The organism is Burkholderia sp. 9779_493, assembly GCF_015712215.1.
Classification (GTDB): Bacteria; Pseudomonadota; Gammaproteobacteria; order Burkholderiales; family Burkholderiaceae; genus Burkholderia; species Burkholderia cenocepacia.
In genome coordinates this window covers 37,130-53,662 of the sequence record NZ_JACCQA010000007.1, presented here as the reverse complement: position 1 = coordinate 53,662, position 16,533 = coordinate 37,130, and the positions used below count along the sequence as shown (strand labels likewise).

18 protein-coding genes are annotated in these 16,533 nt (G+C 62.2%); 6 read left to right on the top strand and 12 right to left on the bottom strand.

Annotated features, from left to right (window positions below; all coding sequences use genetic code 11):
- Positions 1–63 precede the first annotated feature (63 nt).
- Positions 64–1,647 (top strand): hypothetical protein, encoded by a 1,584-nt coding sequence (locus tag H0X95_RS09010; RefSeq protein WP_125902560.1) that lies wholly within the window; start codon positions 64–66, stop codon positions 1,645–1,647.
- Between the two features lie 25 nt (positions 1,648–1,672).
- Positions 1,673–2,227, top strand: coding sequence for a lysozyme (locus H0X95_RS09005; RefSeq protein WP_125902561.1), 555 nt, complete (start codon positions 1,673–1,675; stop codon positions 2,225–2,227).
- Positions 2,228–2,272: 45 nt separating this feature from the next.
- Here the strand turns inward: H0X95_RS09005 and H0X95_RS09000 are convergent, their stop codons facing one another.
- The 5 genes from H0X95_RS09000 to H0X95_RS08980 all read right to left on the bottom strand — a co-directional run bounded on the left by H0X95_RS09000 (position 2,273) and on the right by H0X95_RS08980 (position 6,252).
- Positions 2,273–3,070, bottom strand: a complete 798-nt coding sequence (locus H0X95_RS09000) for a lysozyme inhibitor LprI family protein (protein WP_105777026.1) — start codon at positions 3,068–3,070, stop codon at positions 2,273–2,275.
- Positions 3,071–3,271: 201 nt separating this feature from the next.
- A complete protein-coding gene (locus H0X95_RS08995; protein WP_105777032.1) occupies positions 3,272–3,688 on the bottom strand; it encodes a DUF4279 domain-containing protein in 417 nt (138 codons plus the stop codon).
- A 7-nt stretch (positions 3,689–3,695) separates the two neighbouring features.
- Positions 3,696–4,031: a hypothetical protein gene (locus tag H0X95_RS35915; protein ID WP_227747578.1), complete on the bottom strand. Its 336-nt coding sequence runs from the start codon at positions 4,029–4,031 to the stop codon at positions 3,696–3,698.
- Between the two features lie 190 nt (positions 4,032–4,221).
- A complete protein-coding gene (locus H0X95_RS08985; RefSeq protein WP_125902562.1) occupies positions 4,222–4,470 on the bottom strand; it encodes a hypothetical protein in 249 nt (82 codons plus the stop codon).
- Between the two features lie 594 nt (positions 4,471–5,064).
- Positions 5,065–6,252: a tyrosine-type recombinase/integrase gene (locus H0X95_RS08980; protein ID WP_105777027.1), complete on the bottom strand. Its 1,188-nt coding sequence runs from the start codon at positions 6,250–6,252 to the stop codon at positions 5,065–5,067.
- A gap of 292 nt (positions 6,253–6,544) precedes the next feature.
- Between H0X95_RS08980 and H0X95_RS08975 the strand changes: the two genes are divergently transcribed.
- Positions 6,545–6,733 (top strand): hypothetical protein, encoded by a 189-nt coding sequence (locus tag H0X95_RS08975; protein ID WP_006496133.1) that lies wholly within the window; start codon positions 6,545–6,547, stop codon positions 6,731–6,733.
- On the opposite strand, the gene H0X95_RS08970 is transcribed toward H0X95_RS08975, so the two are convergent.
- On the bottom strand, positions 6,716–7,753 hold the full coding sequence (locus tag H0X95_RS08970) for an NAD-dependent epimerase/dehydratase family protein (RefSeq protein WP_006496134.1): 1,038 nt from the start codon (positions 7,751–7,753) through the stop codon (positions 6,716–6,718). The genes H0X95_RS08975 and H0X95_RS08970 overlap by 18 nt on opposite strands.
- A 107-nt stretch (positions 7,754–7,860) precedes the next feature.
- On the opposite strand from H0X95_RS08970, the gene H0X95_RS08965 reads away from it, so the two are divergent.
- The 3 genes from H0X95_RS08965 (at position 7,861) to H0X95_RS08955 (ending at position 10,838) form a co-directional block, all read left to right on the top strand.
- Positions 7,861–8,892 (top strand): CDP-6-deoxy-delta-3,4-glucoseen reductase, encoded by a 1,032-nt coding sequence (locus H0X95_RS08965; protein ID WP_006478058.1) that lies wholly within the window; start codon positions 7,861–7,863, stop codon positions 8,890–8,892.
- 292 nt (positions 8,893–9,184) lie between these two features.
- Positions 9,185–10,369 (top strand): acetylornithine transaminase, encoded by a 1,185-nt coding sequence (locus H0X95_RS08960; protein ID WP_059721393.1) that lies wholly within the window; start codon positions 9,185–9,187, stop codon positions 10,367–10,369.
- Between the two features lie 13 nt (positions 10,370–10,382).
- Positions 10,383–10,838, top strand: a complete 456-nt coding sequence (locus tag H0X95_RS08955; protein ID WP_059721394.1) for a GNAT family acetyltransferase — start codon at positions 10,383–10,385, stop codon at positions 10,836–10,838.
- Positions 10,839–10,855: 17 nt separating this feature from the next.
- On the opposite strand, the gene H0X95_RS08950 is transcribed toward H0X95_RS08955, so the two are convergent.
- From H0X95_RS08950 to H0X95_RS08925, 6 genes are all read right to left on the bottom strand, one after another.
- Positions 10,856–11,527 carry a DUF2278 family protein gene (locus H0X95_RS08950; protein ID WP_006488939.1) on the bottom strand — a complete coding sequence of 224 codons (672 nt, stop codon included), beginning with the start codon at positions 11,525–11,527 and terminating at the stop codon, positions 10,856–10,858.
- Positions 11,528–11,773: 246 nt separating this feature from the next.
- Positions 11,774–12,490, bottom strand: a complete 717-nt coding sequence (locus H0X95_RS08945) for an ABC transporter ATP-binding protein (protein ID WP_012492822.1) — start codon at positions 12,488–12,490, stop codon at positions 11,774–11,776.
- Positions 12,490–13,266 carry an ABC transporter ATP-binding protein gene (locus tag H0X95_RS08940; protein WP_006478053.1) on the bottom strand — a complete coding sequence of 259 codons (777 nt, stop codon included), beginning with the start codon at positions 13,264–13,266 and terminating at the stop codon, positions 12,490–12,492. The genes H0X95_RS08945 and H0X95_RS08940 overlap by 1 nt, the downstream gene beginning before the upstream one ends.
- Before the next feature lie 23 nt (positions 13,267–13,289).
- Positions 13,290–14,459, bottom strand: coding sequence for an ABC transporter permease subunit (locus H0X95_RS08935; protein ID WP_006488940.1), 1,170 nt, complete (start codon positions 14,457–14,459; stop codon positions 13,290–13,292).
- A gap of 19 nt (positions 14,460–14,478) precedes the next feature.
- On the bottom strand, positions 14,479–15,429 hold the full coding sequence (locus H0X95_RS08930; protein ID WP_006488946.1) for a branched-chain amino acid ABC transporter permease: 951 nt from the start codon (positions 15,427–15,429) through the stop codon (positions 14,479–14,481).
- Between the two features lie 211 nt (positions 15,430–15,640).
- Positions 15,641–16,351 carry a hypothetical protein gene (locus H0X95_RS08925; protein WP_006488963.1) on the bottom strand — a complete coding sequence of 237 codons (711 nt, stop codon included), beginning with the start codon at positions 16,349–16,351 and terminating at the stop codon, positions 15,641–15,643.
- Between the last annotated feature and the right edge of the window lie 182 nt (positions 16,352–16,533).

Sequence of the window (16,533 nt, the reverse complement as noted above, 5' to 3'; positions counted from 1 at the left end):
AAAATCCGCATGCCTCACCGGCGGGACAACGCGCGCCATATCGATTCGTAAAAGGACAACAAAATGATCGAAATTTCCGCCAATAACGCAAGTACCACATTGGCGCTTGCACTGCCCGCTTCCGGTGTCGGTTCCACGCAGGTGACGCTTACGAGCGGGACGGGCAAGCTGTTCCCGCAACCGGGTCCGGCGACCTACCCGCCCGGTGAAACGACCTACTTCCGGTTGAGCCTCGTAGACGCTGCGACGCAGACCAAGCACGAAATTCTGTATGTGACGAACCGTGTTGGTGATGTGCTGACGGTACTGCGCGGACAGGAAGGAACCGCCGTTCAGCAGTGGAACGCGGGTGACATTGCGTTCAACGGCAACACGGCCGGAACTGAAGGTGTACAGGTTCAGGTCACTCAGCTTCAAAGCGGATACCTCACGTACGTTGCTGGACAAGGCTCGACTTCCGCTTTGACCGCTACCCTGCCGATTCAGGGGTTGTCTGCTCTGAGCGCCGGTATCTCTCTCAACGTGTTGGTTCCGTCTACGAACTCCGGCCCGTACACGTTCAACCTGAACAACTTCGGGAACCGCGCGGTTGTCGATAACTTAGGGAACCCGCTCGACGCCGGTTATCTCGTCGGCGGCGTCATCTATCAGTTCGTCTACGACGGAACACGATGGGTCGTTAGCGCCGGGAACGACAAGGCGCGCGTGTTGTACGTAGATGATACTGCGCCAGCAAGCGCGCCAAATGGGTTGATCGTCAACACCGGCTTGAACCTCACCGCGCTGACACGGGGTTTCTGCGTCTACGTTCGCGCGGCAAACACGAACTCCACGGGCGTCACGCTCAAGGTGGACAACCTGCCCGCTATCCCCGCTGTCGCGTCGGATGGAAACGCAATTCAAGCGACCGGCATCAAATCCGGGGGTACGTACCGCTTCCTATACGACGGACAGCGTTTTGTGACGGACGTTTCGAACAACCAATCATTTCCGATTGGAACGATTCTTGATTACTGGGGCAACCAAGCTGACATCGTGACGAAGTATGGTCCGGGCTGGCAGGTTGCAGACGGTACGAACGGCACTCCGGACTTGCGCGACCGGATGACGATTGGCGCGGGTCTGAGCTACCAGAAGGGTGCCGTTGGTGGAGCGACGACCGCAACTCTCAGCGTCGAGAATCTTCCGGCGCACGGTCACCCCGCGTCACAGGCTCCCCATGTGCATCACTTGGCGTGGGATCACGCGCACGGTGTCAACGACGGCGGACACGCGCACGGCATTTCGCAGTCTCCGCACGGTCACGGCGTCAACGATGGCGGTCACCAGCACGCATACCATGTCATAGCCCGAGCCGCAACAGATGAGGGGTCAACGGCCCTCACTGGCGGCGGTACTAACACGTCGTGGGATGGGCAATTTGACGGCATCACGGACGTTTCTGGCTCGAACATCAGCATCCAGCCGCAGTACGCGAACGTCTCTATCAACGGCTCGGGCGCGAACATCAGCATCCAAAACTTCCACACCGAAATCGACACATTTGGAGCCAACGCCAACATCACCGTCGGCAACACCGGCAACGGGACGCCAGTTAGCATCTTAAATCCTTATATTGCTTTGTGGAAGATTATTCGGGTGTCCTGATTTTTTAGACCTGTAGGACTTAACAATGACGATACAGCTATCAAAGAAATGGCTGGTCGGTGCGGCGAGCGCGGCCGTGGTTGCGGCTGCGCCCTTCGTTACTGGGTTTGAAGGCTGGCGCAATACGGTCTACAAGGATCAGGGCGGCGTTTCCACCGTGTGCGCGGGACATACCGACGGGATCGGCACAGAGAAGATCACCAAGCGGACCTACACCAACGAGGAATGCGGACGAATTCTCATCAAGGATTTGAACAAGGACGAGGCGCAGCTACGCGCCTCGATTGGCTACGACGTGCCGCTTACGCAGGGACAGGAAGTCATCTTGATTGACTTCGTGCACAACCTTGGAATCGGCGCGTTGAACGCCGGATCGTTGCGCCCCCTGCTTTTGCGTGGCGACGTGGACAAGGCATGCGCGAAGATTCTTGAGTACAAGTACGCGCGCGTGGGTCCGGGCGGTTCGTTGCAGGAAGTGAAGGGATTACGGCTGCGGCGCGAAGCAGAAAACCGGGTATGCACGGGTCAGACGACGGTGGACCAAGAAGCCGCGCTACGCGGTGTCGTACTGGTTCAATGAAAAAGCCCCTTGGACAAAAATCCAAGGGGCTTTTTCGTTTCAGATTCAGTTGAAATCTTCGATTGCCTTGATGCGTTGCTTCGTGGTTTCGACAAAGCAACTCGTCTGCTCAATAGTCTGTGCAGTGCCACCAGAAAATTCCTTACCTGCCGCATTGCACTTCGCGTCACGCGCCTTGATCCACAGGCGTTCCTCATTGCGCAGCACCGCTTTGCGAGTGCCGCTCAAGCGGGCCATTGTTGCCTTATATGATTCGTTGAGCTGCTTGTCAGCCTTGTCCCCTTCTGCATTGAGACAATCGAGAATGTCAGCGGTTACGCCGGATTCTTCCGCCGCCGCACAACTCTCTTGTTGCGACACTGGCTGCGTCCCGCCTTGAGTCGAGACTGGTGTTACTTGTGGCGCGGATTGTGCCGACTGTATGTCCATGTTGACGATCTTCATGTCGTCCGCCGACAGTTCCCGCGCAAAACCCAACGCAATCTGATCACCAGTATTCGTTACCAAGCGCAGATTGAAGCTCTTGTGGCCGTCGCGCCACGTACGACGCAGGGTCCAAAGCATCGCCGGAGTATCGGCACCAATAACAGACACGCGCATGTTGAGGTAGTCTTGCTGCGCGTTAAATTCGGCGGGCACCGCCTTGAAGCGCATCAGCGATGAAGTGTCGGCCAAGATCAAATCGCCGTTTGTCGCCGTCCCGATGATGAACAGACCGCTACCGGAGGTCCACACGCCGCTAACCGCTCTGACGAAGTCTGCCTTACTCTCGGCTTTCGCTGATGATGAGAACGCGAGTATTGCAACGAACCATACAGCAACCAGCGACCGCATTGTTTTCATGTTACCCCCGTAGTTTTTATCCGCATTTGTCGGACGTCGGAATTCTACACGACCGACTGAAAACTTTCCCTCGGGCAATTCGGTGTTTGATGATGCTAACCCGATGTGATGCAGTAAAACGAAAGCCCCCGGCCTGTGAAGGTTCGGGGGCTTTTCGTTTGGCGAACGGGTCAGAGGTTGTCAGTGGCGTGCTGGTCCGCTCTATCGATATTCATCGATTTCGACAACGCCTCCAATCGATTCCATGAGCGCGCGGATATCGTCCGGCACGTCCGGCACACGCTCCCCGCTCTCGTTGTCCCAATAGCAGCGGATACGAACCCGAGCGCCTTGGCTCTCGATGAGTTCGCGCAGGTCCGGGCGCGGCAGAGATAGATGCTTGACGAGATAGCGCAGATGGGGTTCCAGTTGATCGCTCTCGATAGCGCTCTCACTGCGAATGGCCCACACACCCGTTCGACGGGTAATGACACGCCCCTGTCCTGTCGGATCGTTCACACGGTCGCCTTTGGTCACAGCCGTATCGGGAGTAACGTCAAAATACTCGGTCCAGAAGGACGGAACCACATCGTCGCCAGCGATCGAGAAGGACGCATGCGCAAGCTGATGCTTTTTCATGACGCGCTCAGTTTCCATAGTTGTGCATGTTGTCGATCACGACGCCTTTGAATTCAACGTCTCCGTTGTCGTGCCAGAGAACGTTATCCGCCCCACCGAGATCGTTAGCGTCTTTCATTTGGTGGATCATGTTTCCAAAGATTTTACGTTCGTACCCGAGCATCTTGGCCGCGTAGTTCGGGTTGTTCGTGGATGCCGCGAGTTCTTCAACGTCGCCGCTCAAAACATCGGGCGTATAGTCGAACGGCGCAGCGTCTGCTAAAGCCGTTCCGTCAACCAGTCCAGACGCAGTACCAGCAACGGCACCGCCCGACCCCGCGACAACGCTTTGCAGGTAGCTCATCAGTTCGCCTGCGGACACGTCGCTCGGCGTGGCCCAAGACGGCAGCGGTTTATCGACGGGGAGCGACGGTACGCCCGGAACGCCCGCGAGCCTGTTTGCCTTTGGGAACGGTGGGGAGGACGGTTGACCGCCAGCGGCACCCCCGCCACGCGGGATCACCTTGTCTATGGCCACGGCTACGCGCCCACCCTCAATTAACCAGCGCAGCGGGCCATCGTTTCAGGCGACGCAGAACCCCCGTATCGCTTCTGATGCGATAGACCGCCATAATTCCCCTGACATTGCGCAGCACCACGTATTCCCTCCCGGCATGCGCGAATACGCCCGAAGCGCTGTTCGAGGGAATATCTGCCACACTTCCGTTTTTCGAGACGAAAATGCGATGCGCTCGCGCGGCACGCTGAATCAGGTTGTCGTTCGGGATTTGAGACTTACTCATACGATACTCAGGAATTCGCGGTCGGGCAATATCACCACACGCGATCCGAGTTGTAAAGCAAAAAAGTCCGTATCTATCGACGTGGTTTGCGCGGATCGCTAACCTCCGCCCAAACCTCACTCGGCTTCGCCGGTACTACTAGGTTTACATCTATATGTATTGTTCATATCTGTGTTATTACCTTGCTATTTTCGCAAGGGGGGTATAGCTATTTTCGCAAGGGGGTATAGCTATTTTCGCAATACCCCCTGCCGCTCCCGCGCCGGGGCGAGTGCACGTTTTTCAGACTAACGAGCGCGCGACGCGGGGGTTTCCAACATTCCCGAATGCGGGTAAGCACCTCCCCGAATGTTGGTTTCCCGCATTCCGGGGAGGGAGAAAGTAACATCCGTCTAGATACAGAGATTACTTCATAGACTACAGCGGAGATTACTCACACTGCTGACGTGAACGGAAAGCTGGGAGTGGGGATTTTTTAGAGCGGCATGTGTAATGTGCGGACTTCAACGCGCATCGCAACGATGTTTTTCAGACTTTCCCCTTTCACGAAAATGGGAACTGTCCGGACGAGAAACCAGACAGTTCCCGAAGCAATCAGAGAAGGGAAACGCGGTTAATCGCTTCGGCCGTTCTCAATGTCAAGTGCCCGTATGTCGCGTCAATCATTTTCGAGCTAGTACCGGTCAGTTTTGCGACCAAGAAAATATCAACGCCTTGCGATAGCATTTCGCTGATGTAGCTGTGTCGAAATGAGTACATCACGGCATGCGGAAGTTTCGCGTCTTTGCGCGCCTGCCGGAACGGTTTCGCGTAATTCAATGCAGTCCACCGCTTTGAATCCTTTGCGCGAATAAAGATCGGACCAAGTTTCCGCGAACCAATAGCTTGCTCGAATAACTCACGCGCATGATTCGATAGCGCAACTTCGCGATACTTTTTTGAACTATCCGTATGCTTGCCCTTGTTATTTATTACAGTCAGCATGCCGGATGCTCTATCGTAATCGGCTATATCTGCCTTCATCAACTCACCCGGACGCGCTCCGGTAAGCAACAGTGCCTTAGCGAGCATACGCAAGTCATCGGGCATCGCATCCAACAATCTATTGCGCTCATCGGCTTTCAGCCATCCTTTACGACCCTTGCTAACGCCCTTGTGACGGCCGATAGCCTTCCAAGCCTCATTGCTTTTGATGAAGTTCTTTTTATATCCAAAATTGAGCGCAGCTTTAAAACTGGTAAATTCGCGGTTAGCATAGTCCTTAGCCCTCCGCAGGTCGTCGGATTCTAGCCCCTTCGGCACCAAAGAGTCCCGCCAACCTTCCACGTCCTCAGCGGTCAATTGATCCAAGGCGATGGAGGCTATAGGGCGGTCATAGATGCGCCGCTTAAATATTCTCTCAGCGTTGTATGCGGCCGAGTCGCCCGATTCCTTACGCCGATCCTCAACGTACAGCGCGCACACGTCTGCAACCGTCTTAGGCTTCCCCTTCTCTTCTTGAGCGATCACGGCCGCAGCCATGTTATCGGCCCATTCCCGGACCTTGCGTGACGCGCTCTCAAACTCGTCGACCATCCCCCCGTAGGTGTCCACCTTTCCGAACGAGTTGAACTCGTACCGTCCATCCGCGCCCTTCCTTCTCCCTATCCACGTCCCGCCCTCTGCCGTCCGTCTGTAGCCGATATGCAGGCCCTTGACGATCTGCAACCAGTAGGGGTCACGGCGCGGGGCCAGCTTGGCGCGGGCGGTCTTGGTGCGAATGGATTCCTTGGCTTTTGCCATGTTCGTATGCTCCCCGTAGTCGGGCTTTCCCGTACGTACGTATTTCGTACGTATTTTTCACCTTAGACGAAAACGCGATAGGAGTGCTCCTATCGAACTTTTCTCTGCAAGGTCTTGATTTTACGTACGTTAGATGTGAAAAAACGCGATAGGAGCAATTCTATCGCGTTTCTTCTGTTCCCTGTAAGGGAAAATCCGCACGACCGTTCGGTGTCCGGCCGCCTCTTTGCCGCAGGTTCCCCCGCTATACTGAAATCACAAGCTGCAAGAGCAGCGACGCAGGGGAGACATCATGAACATCGACCATTCTTTCGAACTGTCGTCCGTGATGATCGCGTTCGCGGTCATCGGCGTCATCGTGATCGGCGGCCTGCTGGCCGCGATGCATCTGAAGCACAAATATCACCCGAACCTGATCGGCGCGCTGATTGGTGCGCTGCTGTGCTTCCTGCTGATCGAGGCGTTACCGGCGCTCACCTGACGCGCTGCCCGGCGCGAGCGTTTGAAGGAAATCGTCTACGGTCGGATAGCGCAACGTCACGCACAATTCGGCCTTGAGCCGTGCGTTGGACAGGCGCCGCGACTCGCGCATGAACGACAGCAGCGTCGGCTCGAGCAGACGCTCGGCGTCCGCGCGACTGACGCGCGGCGGCCTCGGCAGGCCGAGCACCTGCGCGACCCGGTCGAAATACTCTCCCATCCGCAGTTCCGTGTCGTCCGACGCGTGCACGACGCGCGCCGGCTTGCCGCGCACGGCCGCACGACGCAGGATCGCCGCGAGATCGTCCGCGTGGATGTGGTTCGTGTACACGTCGTCGGCCGGCTCGAGCGCCGGCGTGCCGCGCTCGAGCCGCGCGACCGGCAGGCGGTTCGCCGCGTAGATGCCGGGGATGCGCACGATGCGCGCGGACAGCACGCCGCGCACCGTCGCCGCACGCAGTTGCCGCTCGGCCGACACGCGCCGGAACGCGCGCGGATTCGCCGGGCGCAGCGGCTGCGTTTCGTCGATGCGCGCGCCGCCGCAGTCGCCGTAGACGCCCGTCGTACTGGCGTAGACGAGCGTCGGCGCGCGAAGACCGTCGGGTACAATACGCGCTGCCCGAACGGGCGCGCCGGCCTGTCGGGCCGCGGTGCGCAGCGTTCGGAGCCGGCCGACCGCCGGGGCCGGCGGTGCCGCCGGCCGACGCGCGGGCATGGACGTTGCGGCGATCAGCGCACGCGTGCGCCGGTCGTCGCGGCCGTCGGATGGCGGCGGCGCGAGATGCAGGATCATGCGGGCGAGGCCCGCGAGACGGCCGAGCGTCGCCGGGCGATCGAGGTCGCCGACGATCGGCGTCGCGCCCGCGGCGCGCAGTTCGTCGCGGCGGGCCGGGTGGCTCGTCAGCGCGAGGATGCGCAGATTGCGGCGCGCGTCACGCCATTGCGCGACGCAGCGCATGCCGACGTCGCCGCAGCCGACGATCAGTACGCGCGGCCGGCGCAGGATTCGTGTCGCGATCATGTTGGTTGCGAAATCAGTAGCCGCCGTTGCGCGACGCGCAGCGGTTTTGCATTGTAGCTGCCGTGCGCGACATGCACGGTCCCCCCATTTTGTTCTAGTTTGGTTCTATGGCATTCAACGTCACTCTCAAGCAAAGCGGCCGGCAATTCCAGGTCGAGTCGGACGAAACCGTGCTGGCGGCCGCGCTGCGCCAGAACGTCCATCTGCCGTACGGCTGCAAGAACGGCGCGTGCGGCTCCTGCAAGGGCCAGATCGTGTCGGGCCAGATCGAACAGGGCCCGCACGCCGCGTCGGCGCTGTCCAACGACGAACGCACGCGCGGCCTGGCGCTGCTGTGCTGCTCGAAGGCGCAATGCGACCTCGAGATCGACGTGCGCGAGATCGCCGGCGTCGACGGCGTGCAGGTCAAGAAGCTGCCGTGCCGGATCGCCGCGCTCGAACGCAAGGCGGACGACGTGATGGTCGTGAAGCTGCAGTTGCCCGCCAACGAACGCCTGCAGTACCTCGCGGGCCAGTACGTCGAATTCATCCTGAAGGACGGCTCGCGCCGCAGCTACTCGATGGCGAACGCGCCGCACGAGGAAGGCCCGATCGAGCTGCACATCCGCCACATGCCGGGCGGCAAGTTCACCGACCACGTGTTCGGTGCGATGAAGGAGCGCGACATCCTGCGCTTCGAAGGCCCGCTCGGCACGTTCTTCCTGCGCGAAGACTCCGACAAGCCGATCGTGCTGCTCGCGTCGGGCACCGGCTTCGCGCCGATCAAGGCGATCATCGAGCATGTGAAGCATTCGGGCATCACGCGCCCGATGACGCTCTACTGGGGCGCGCGCCGCAAGAAGGACATCTACCTCGCCGAGCTCGCCGAGCAGTGGGCGCGCGAGATCCCGAACTTCAAGTACGTGCCGGTGCTTTCCGAGCCGGACGACGCCGACCAGTGGACGGGCCGCACCGGCTTCGTCCATCGCGCGGTGATCGAGGATCTGCCCGACCTGTCCGGCCACCAGGTGTACGCGTGCGGCGCGCCGGTGATGGTCGAATCCGCGCAGCGCGACTTCACGCAGCACCACGCGCTGCCGGCCGACGAGTTCTACGCGGACTCGTTCACGAGCGCCGCCGATCTCGCGCATCCGGTCTGAACACCGGGCGCGACCGCACCCCGCCGTGCGCCGCCGTGTCACATCCGTGGCATCGCGGCGGTTTACAGTGGGGCGCGGGATGCCTTATGCTTGCGCACATGAACCGCTTCCTGTCCGCTCTCCGACGTCGCCGCTCGCCGCTCCGCCCGGATGCCGCCGGCTCGTCACGGACTCGCGCGTAACCCTCCTCCGCTTCACCGGTTACGCACAAGCTGTTCGACCCACCAGCCACGGCCTTCCGTGGCTTTTTTATTGCCCGTTTCCCTTTCAACGCCCGCTGGAGTCTGCTGCCATGCCCCTGAACGATTATCCGATCGACTCGCTGATGTACATCACGAACCGCCCCGACATCGTGTTTACGCACGGCAAGGGTTCGTGGCTCTACGATCACACGGGCAAGCGCTATCTGGACTTCATCCAGGGCTGGGCCGTCAACAGCCTCGGCCACTGCAACGACGGCATCGTCGAAGCGCTGAAGACGCAGGCCGACAAGCTGCTGAACCCGTCGCCCGCGTTCTACAACGAGCCGATGGCGAAGCTCGCGGGCCTGCTCACGCAGCACAGCGTGTTCGACAAGGTGTTCTTCACGAACAGCGGCGCGGAAGCGAACGAAGGCGCGATCAAGCTCGCGCGCAAGTGGGGCCGCAAGTTCAAGAACGGCGCATACGAGATCATCACGTTCGACCACAGCTTCCACGGCCGCACGCTCGCGACGATGTCGGCCAGCGGCAAGCCGGGCTGGGACACGATCTACGCACCGCAGGTGCCGGGCTTCCCGAAGGCCGAGCTGAACAACATCGCGTCGGTCGAGAAGCTGATCACCGACAAGACCGTCGCCGTGATGCTCGAACCGATCCAGGGCGAAGGCGGCGTGATTCCGGCGACGCGCGAATTCATGCAGGCGCTGCGCGCGCTGACGAAGCAGCACAACCTGCTGCTGATCGTCGACGAAGTGCAGAGCGGCTGCGGCCGCGCGGGCACGCTGTTCGCGTACGAGCTGTCCGGCATCGAGCCGGACGTCATGACGCTCGCGAAGGGCATCGGCGGCGGCGCACCGCTCGGCGCGCTGCTGTCGAAGGCCGACGTCGCGGTGTTCGAGGCCGGCGACCAGGGCGGTACGTACAACGGCAACCCGCTGATGACGGCGGTCGGCTATTCGGTGATCTCGCAGCTCGTCGCGCCCGGCTTCCTCGAAGGCGTGCGTGCGCGCAGCGAATACCTGAAGCGCAAGCTGCTCGAACTGTCGGAGGAGCGCGGCTTCGAGGGCGAACGCGGCGAAGGCCTGCTGCGCGCGCTGCTGCTCGGCAAGGACATCGGCCCGCAGATCGTCGAGAAGGCGCGCGACATGCAGCCCGACGGCCTGCTGCTGAACGCCGCACGCCCGAACCTGCTGCGCTTCATGCCCGCGCTGAACGTGACGACCGACGAAATCGACCAGATGATGGCGATGCTGCGGTCGATCCTCGACACGCTGTAAGGAGACCGCCGCGATGGATGCCGCCGCCGATGCTGTCGCTATCCGCCGGTTCGAACGCGCCGACACCGATGCCGTGCTCGCGGTATGGCGCGACGCGTTCCCGCACTACGACGAAGCCGGTGCGCCGCCGCACCGCGATCCGCTGCGATCGATCGAGCTGAAGCTCGCGACCCAGCCGGAACTGTTCTTCGTCGCGACCAGCGGCGCGCGGGTCGTCGGCACGCTGATGGCCGGTTTCGACGGACATCGCGGCTGGCTCTACTCGTTCGGCGTCGCGAACGACGCGCGCCGGCTCGGCGTCGGCCGCGCGCTGATCGCGCATGCGGAAAGCGCGCTCGCCGCGCGCGGCTGCCTGAAGATCAACCTGCAGGTGCTGCCCGGCAACGACGACGCATGCCGCTTCTATGCGGCGCTCGGCTATCGCGTCGAGGAACGCATCTCGTTCGGCAAGACGCTGCCGGCCGCGTAAGACCGCCGCCGGCCGATTCAGCGCGTGATCGGCCCCGCGCCCGGCAGCGGATTGCCGAGCACGTCGGTCGGCACGGCCTGCTGCTCGAACGCCGCGAAATACGCGGCCCACTGCGATTCGCTCACGCGCACCAGCAGCGCGCCGTCCTGCCACACGTCGTTGTGGTCGTTGTGGTCGTCGCCCGCGCGATGCAGGTAGTGCGGGCCCGTCGAGCCCTGGTTCATGTGCGTGTCGTGGATGCCGTTGCCTTGCGCATAGGTGCGTCCGAACACGACGACGTCGAGGCCCTGCGACTGCGCGGCGCTCACCAGCCGCAGCAGCGACGGGATCGGCTCCGGATGCTCGGTGCCGTCCATCACCGCGCTCGCGCGCCACGCGCCCGTCTCGTTCAGGATGTCGCTGCGCAGGTAGTCGAGCGCGGGCAGCGCGGTCTGCGCCGTCAGATCGGTATAGCCTTCGGCCGCGGCGGCGAGCGTCTGCGTGACCGGATGGTGGAAATCGTAGACGAGCTTGTAGTTCAGCAGGTCGTCCGCGTCGTTGGTGCCGACGTTGATCGCGACATCCCAGTCGCCCGCCGGCAGCGCCAGCGTCAGGTGAACGTGATACTGGATCTCGCTGCCGTGCGGCGAGCCCTTCAGCTTCGCCACCGACGTCACCTTCGCCTTCACGAAACCGTAGTCCAGACTCATGCGTGTTCTCCGTGTCCCGATGGGTCATCGATGCTACGCAGCCCGTGTGTCGGTTTGCCGACGGCCGGCCGCGGTGTCGCCGGCACGCGATGCAGCCTGCGCAGTGCAACAGTCGAATGGAGTCGCCTTTGCGCGCACAGTTCGACGCGAATCGCGCACGACGAAAAAAAGCCGTCACGGTTTCCCGTGACGGCTTTTCGACAGCCCGGATGCGCCATGCGCAACCGGGCCCGCGCGTTCGATCGCTTACTCGCCCAGATACGCGGCGCGCACCTTCGGATCGTCGAGCATCTGCTTCGCGTCGCCTTCCATCGTGACCGTGCCCGAATCCATCACGTAGCCGCGGTCGGCCGCCTGCAGCGCGAGGCGTGCGTTCTGCTCGACCAGCAGCACCGTGATGCCCTCCTTCGAGATCTCGCGCACCACTTCGAAGATCTTCTCGACCATGATCGGCGACAGGCCCATCGACGGCTCGTCGAGCAGCAGCAGCTTCGGCTTGGAGAGGATCGCGCGCGACATCGCCAGCATCTGCTGCTCGCCGCCCGACAACGTGCCCGCGAGCTGCGTCGCCCGCTCCTTCAGGCGCGGGAAGAAGCCGAACATCCGGTCGACGTCCTTCTTGATCTGCTCGTTGTCGTTGCGCAGGTACGCGCCCATCTGCATGTTCTCGATGATCGACATCCGCGCGAAGATCCCGCGGCCTTCCGGCACCATCGCGAGGCCGCGCTTGAGCAGTTCGTGCGGCGGGATGCCCTTGATCGACTTGCCGTCGTACTCGATGTCGCCCGCCGAGTACGGCTTCAGGCCGGTGATCGCCTTCATCGTCGTGGTCTTGCCGGCGCCGTTCGCACCGATCAGCGTCACGAGCTCGCCCTGACGGACTTCCATGTCAACGCCCTTGACGGCCTGAATGCCGCCGTAGTTGACCTGCAAGCCCTTGATTTTCAACATTGCCGCTGCCATCAGTGCACCCCTGCGCCGAGATATGCCTCAATCACCTTCGGATTCTTCTGCACGTCCTGCGGCAGACCCTCGGCGATCACCTTGCCGTAATCGAGCACCGTCATCCGGTTGCACAACCCCATCACGAGCTTCACGTCGTGCTCGATCAGGAGAATGGTGCGGCCGTCCGAGCGGATCTTGTCGAGCAGGCGCGTGAGTTCGACCTTCTCGGTCGCGTTCATCCCGGCCGCCGGCTCATCGAGCGCGAGCAGCTTCGGGTCGGTCGCGAGCGCGCGGGCGATTTCCAGACGACGCTGGTGACCGTACGACAGGTTGCGCGACGTGTAGTCCGCGTACTGCAGCACGCCGACGTATTCGAGCAGCTCGATCGCGCGCTCCTTGATCTCGCGCTCTTCCTGGCGTTCGGCCGGCGTCTGGAACACCGCGCCCAGCAGACCGTGCTTGGTGCGCACGTGGCGGCCCACCATCACGTTCTCGAGCGCCGTCATCCCGCCGAACAGGCGGATGTTCTGGAACGTGCGCGCGATGCCGGCCTTGGCCACCTGGTGCACGGCCGTCGGCGTGTAGTTCGTGCCGTCCAGCTTGAAGTCGCCGGAGTCCGGCGTGTAGAGGCCCGTGATCACGTTGAAGAACGTCGTCTTGCCGGCCCCGTTCGGGCCGATCAGACCGTAGATCTCGCCTTCGCGGATCTGCAGGCCGACGTCGGACAGTGCCTGCAGCCCGCCGAAGCGCTTGTTCACGCCCGAGACGGACAGTCGGATTTGCTTGTCGCTCATGTGTGTATCCCCTTGTCCGTAGGTTAAGCGCGCACCGGCTTCTTGCTGTTGCGCTTCGCCAGTTTCGCGATCTTGTCCTCATGCTTCGGCGCGGGCCACAGGCCTTCCGAGCGGTACAGCATGATGATCACCATCGCGAGGCCGTACAGCGCCTGACGGATCACTTCGGTATCGACGATGTCGTGACCGAACAGCGCGTGCTGCAGCGGGCTCATCGTCGAGCGCAGGAATTCCGGGAAGATCGCGAGCAGCACCGCGCCCAGGATCACGCCCGGGATGTGGCCCATGCCGCCGAGCACCACGCAGGCGAGCACGACGATCGATTCCCAGAACGTGAACGACTCGGGCGACACGAAGCCCTGGAACGCGCCGAACATCGAGCCCGACAGGCCGCCGAACGAAGCGCCCATCGCGAACGCGAGCAGCTTCACGTTACGGGTGTTGATGCCCATCGCCTTCGCGGCGATTTCGTCTTCGCGGATCGCGGCCCACGCGCGGCCGATACGCGAGTGCTGCAGACGCGTACACACCCAGATCACCAGCAGCGAGCAGAGCACGAACAGGTAGTAGTACATGTACACCGACGGCAGCTGGAAGCCGAACAGCGTATGCGTCTGCGACAGGTTGAAGCCGCCGACGTGCACCGGATCGATGCCCGTGATCCCCTTCGGGCCGTTGGTGATGTTCACCGGACGGTCGAGGTTGTTCATGAAGATCCGGACGATTTCACCGAAGCCGAGCGTGACGATCGCCAGGTAGTCGCCGCGCAGGCGCAGCGTCGGCGCGCCGAGCAGGATCCCGAAGGTCGCCGCCAGCGCCATCGCGATCGGCACGATCAGCAGGAACGGCACGTGCAGGCCGTTCGGCGCGAGCGCCGCGATCCACTCGAACTGCGAGGTCAGGTGCGGCGAGCTCAGCAGCGCCGCCGTGTAGGCGCCCACCGCGTAGAACGCGATGTAGCCCAGGTCGAGCAGGCCGGCGAAGCCGACCACCACGTTCAGGCCCAGCGCGAGCATCACGTACAGCATCGCGAAGTCGAGCACGCGGACCCAGTAGTTGCCGCCGGCCGAGCCGATCACGATCGGCGCGGCAATCACGAGGACGGCAGTGAGGAGGCCGATGACGACGGTCTTGGCGGTGTTGCGCTCTTCGACCAGCGACGTCGACGATTCGATCGGTTGAATGGATGTCATGTTGTTTGCTCCCCTTCCGTTACGCGCGGTCCGCGACACGTTCGCCCAGCAGGCCCGACGGACGGAACACCAGCACGATGATCAGCACGATGAAGGCGAACACGTCCTGGTAGTTGCTGCCGAATACGCCACCCGTGAGGTTGCCGATGTAGCCGGCCCCGAGCTGCTCGATCAGGCCGAGCAGCACGCCGCCGACCATCGCGCCGCCGAGGTTGCCGATCCCGCCGAGCACCGCCGCGGTAAACGCCTTCATGCCGGGGATGAAGCCCATGTAGAAGTGCACGTTGCCGTATTCGGACGCGATCATCACGCCGGCCAGCGCGGCGAGCGCGGAGCCGATCATGAACGTCGCCGAGATCACGAAGTTCGGGTTCACGCCCATCAGGCTTGCCGTATTCGGGCTTTCGGCGATCGCGCGCATCGCGCGGCCGAGCTTGGTCTTGTGCACGAGCAGCAGCAGGCCGCCCATCACGATGAACGCGACCGCGATGATCACGATTTCCGTGACCGAGATCACGGCGCCGGGCGTCGTGTCGGTCGCCTTGATCACGTTGATCGGGTCGGTCGGCAGCAATTGCGGGAACGGCAGCGGGTTGCGCGACCAGATGATCATCGCAGCCGTCTGCAGCAGGATCGACACGCCGATCGCGGTGATCAGCGGCGCGAGACGCGGCGCGCGGCGCAGCGGCCGGTACGCGACGCGTTCGATCGTGAAGCCGACGAACGCACAGACGACCGCGGCGATGCCCAGGCCGATCGTCAGCGTCGCGACGTTGCCGAGTCCGGGAAAGTGGTTCTGCAGCACGGTGATGGCCGACAGCGCAACCATCGCGCCGATCATCAGCACGTCGCCGTGCGCGAAGTTGATGATGCCGAGAATGCCGTACACCATCGTGTATCCCAACGCGATGATGGCGTACACACTGCCGAGCACCAGCCCGTTGAGAACCTGCTGGACGAAAATATCCATTTAAAGCTCCTTGGCCCGTGCTGCCGGAGGACGTTGCGCCCCGCGGGTAAGCGAGGAATCGCGCCTTCTCGGCGACACTGCGGGTACTAGTCGATACCGGTAAGGGTGGATCGTCCCGGCGCGCGCCGCCCGGCCTGTACGGCCGGACCTGCCGCCGGAGCGGATACAAAAACGGCACCGCACTGTTCCGGTGCCGTCATGAGTCCCGTCGCTAAATCGTCACGACATCGAGGACGGTGTTCGTGGCCTCCTTGAAGTCGTGGGGCAGCATGCCGAGACGGCCGTCGTCCGGTTTCCCGGCATCCGTGCCTTGGCCCGTCCGGCGCCGCGCAAGCAGCGCGCCCGGACGGATCGGATTCCGCGCCGCGTCGCCCGGCAGGGCGTTGCGGCAGTCGCGCCCGACTTTCGTCAGGACTGCATCGGAATCCATCGTACGAACCAGACTGCGCGTCACGACACGGTCGGTCGCGGCGGCGCGCTGTTTCGTCGAATCGAATTGAAGGGGGGACAGTGGCTTCGGCACGCTGCCGGCAACGCCGCGATCGTCCGGCATCCGTCGACCGGCGGCTTGCCGCGACGCAGTCTGCATGCCCGCTGCCCGGCCCGTCGTCAGGCCAAGCGCGTTGATGTCCTCGATCGTCAAACCTGCCCCGTTTTCCTTGTCCCTGCCCAGTTGCGCGATACGGCGCGCCGATGGCGCCGCACGTCCGGCTCCGGCGACGCGCACGCCGCTGGCCGATGATGCCGCGATTACCGCAGCGTCCCTGCCCGCCCCGTCGTCGCTCTTTTTGCTGCAGCCGGCAAGCATTGCAACCGGTGCGGCGACGGACACGGCGTAAGCCAACTTCACATGCATTGAATGGTCTCCCGCGCCTTGCCAAAACCCGATTTCAAAGCCATTCCGGCTTGAAAACGGGCGCATTGTAACTCCATTTATAGGACGCCAATAATCCTGATTCGATGGGGTTTTCCTGCATTGCAACCAATTTTGAGAAACGATTGGATGAGGCGGGAGCAACCGGGTTGCACCATGATTGGGAATAATGGTTGCGATTACAATTTCGAGACACCAAAAAAAAGCGCGCCGGGAGGCGCGCTTCGGTG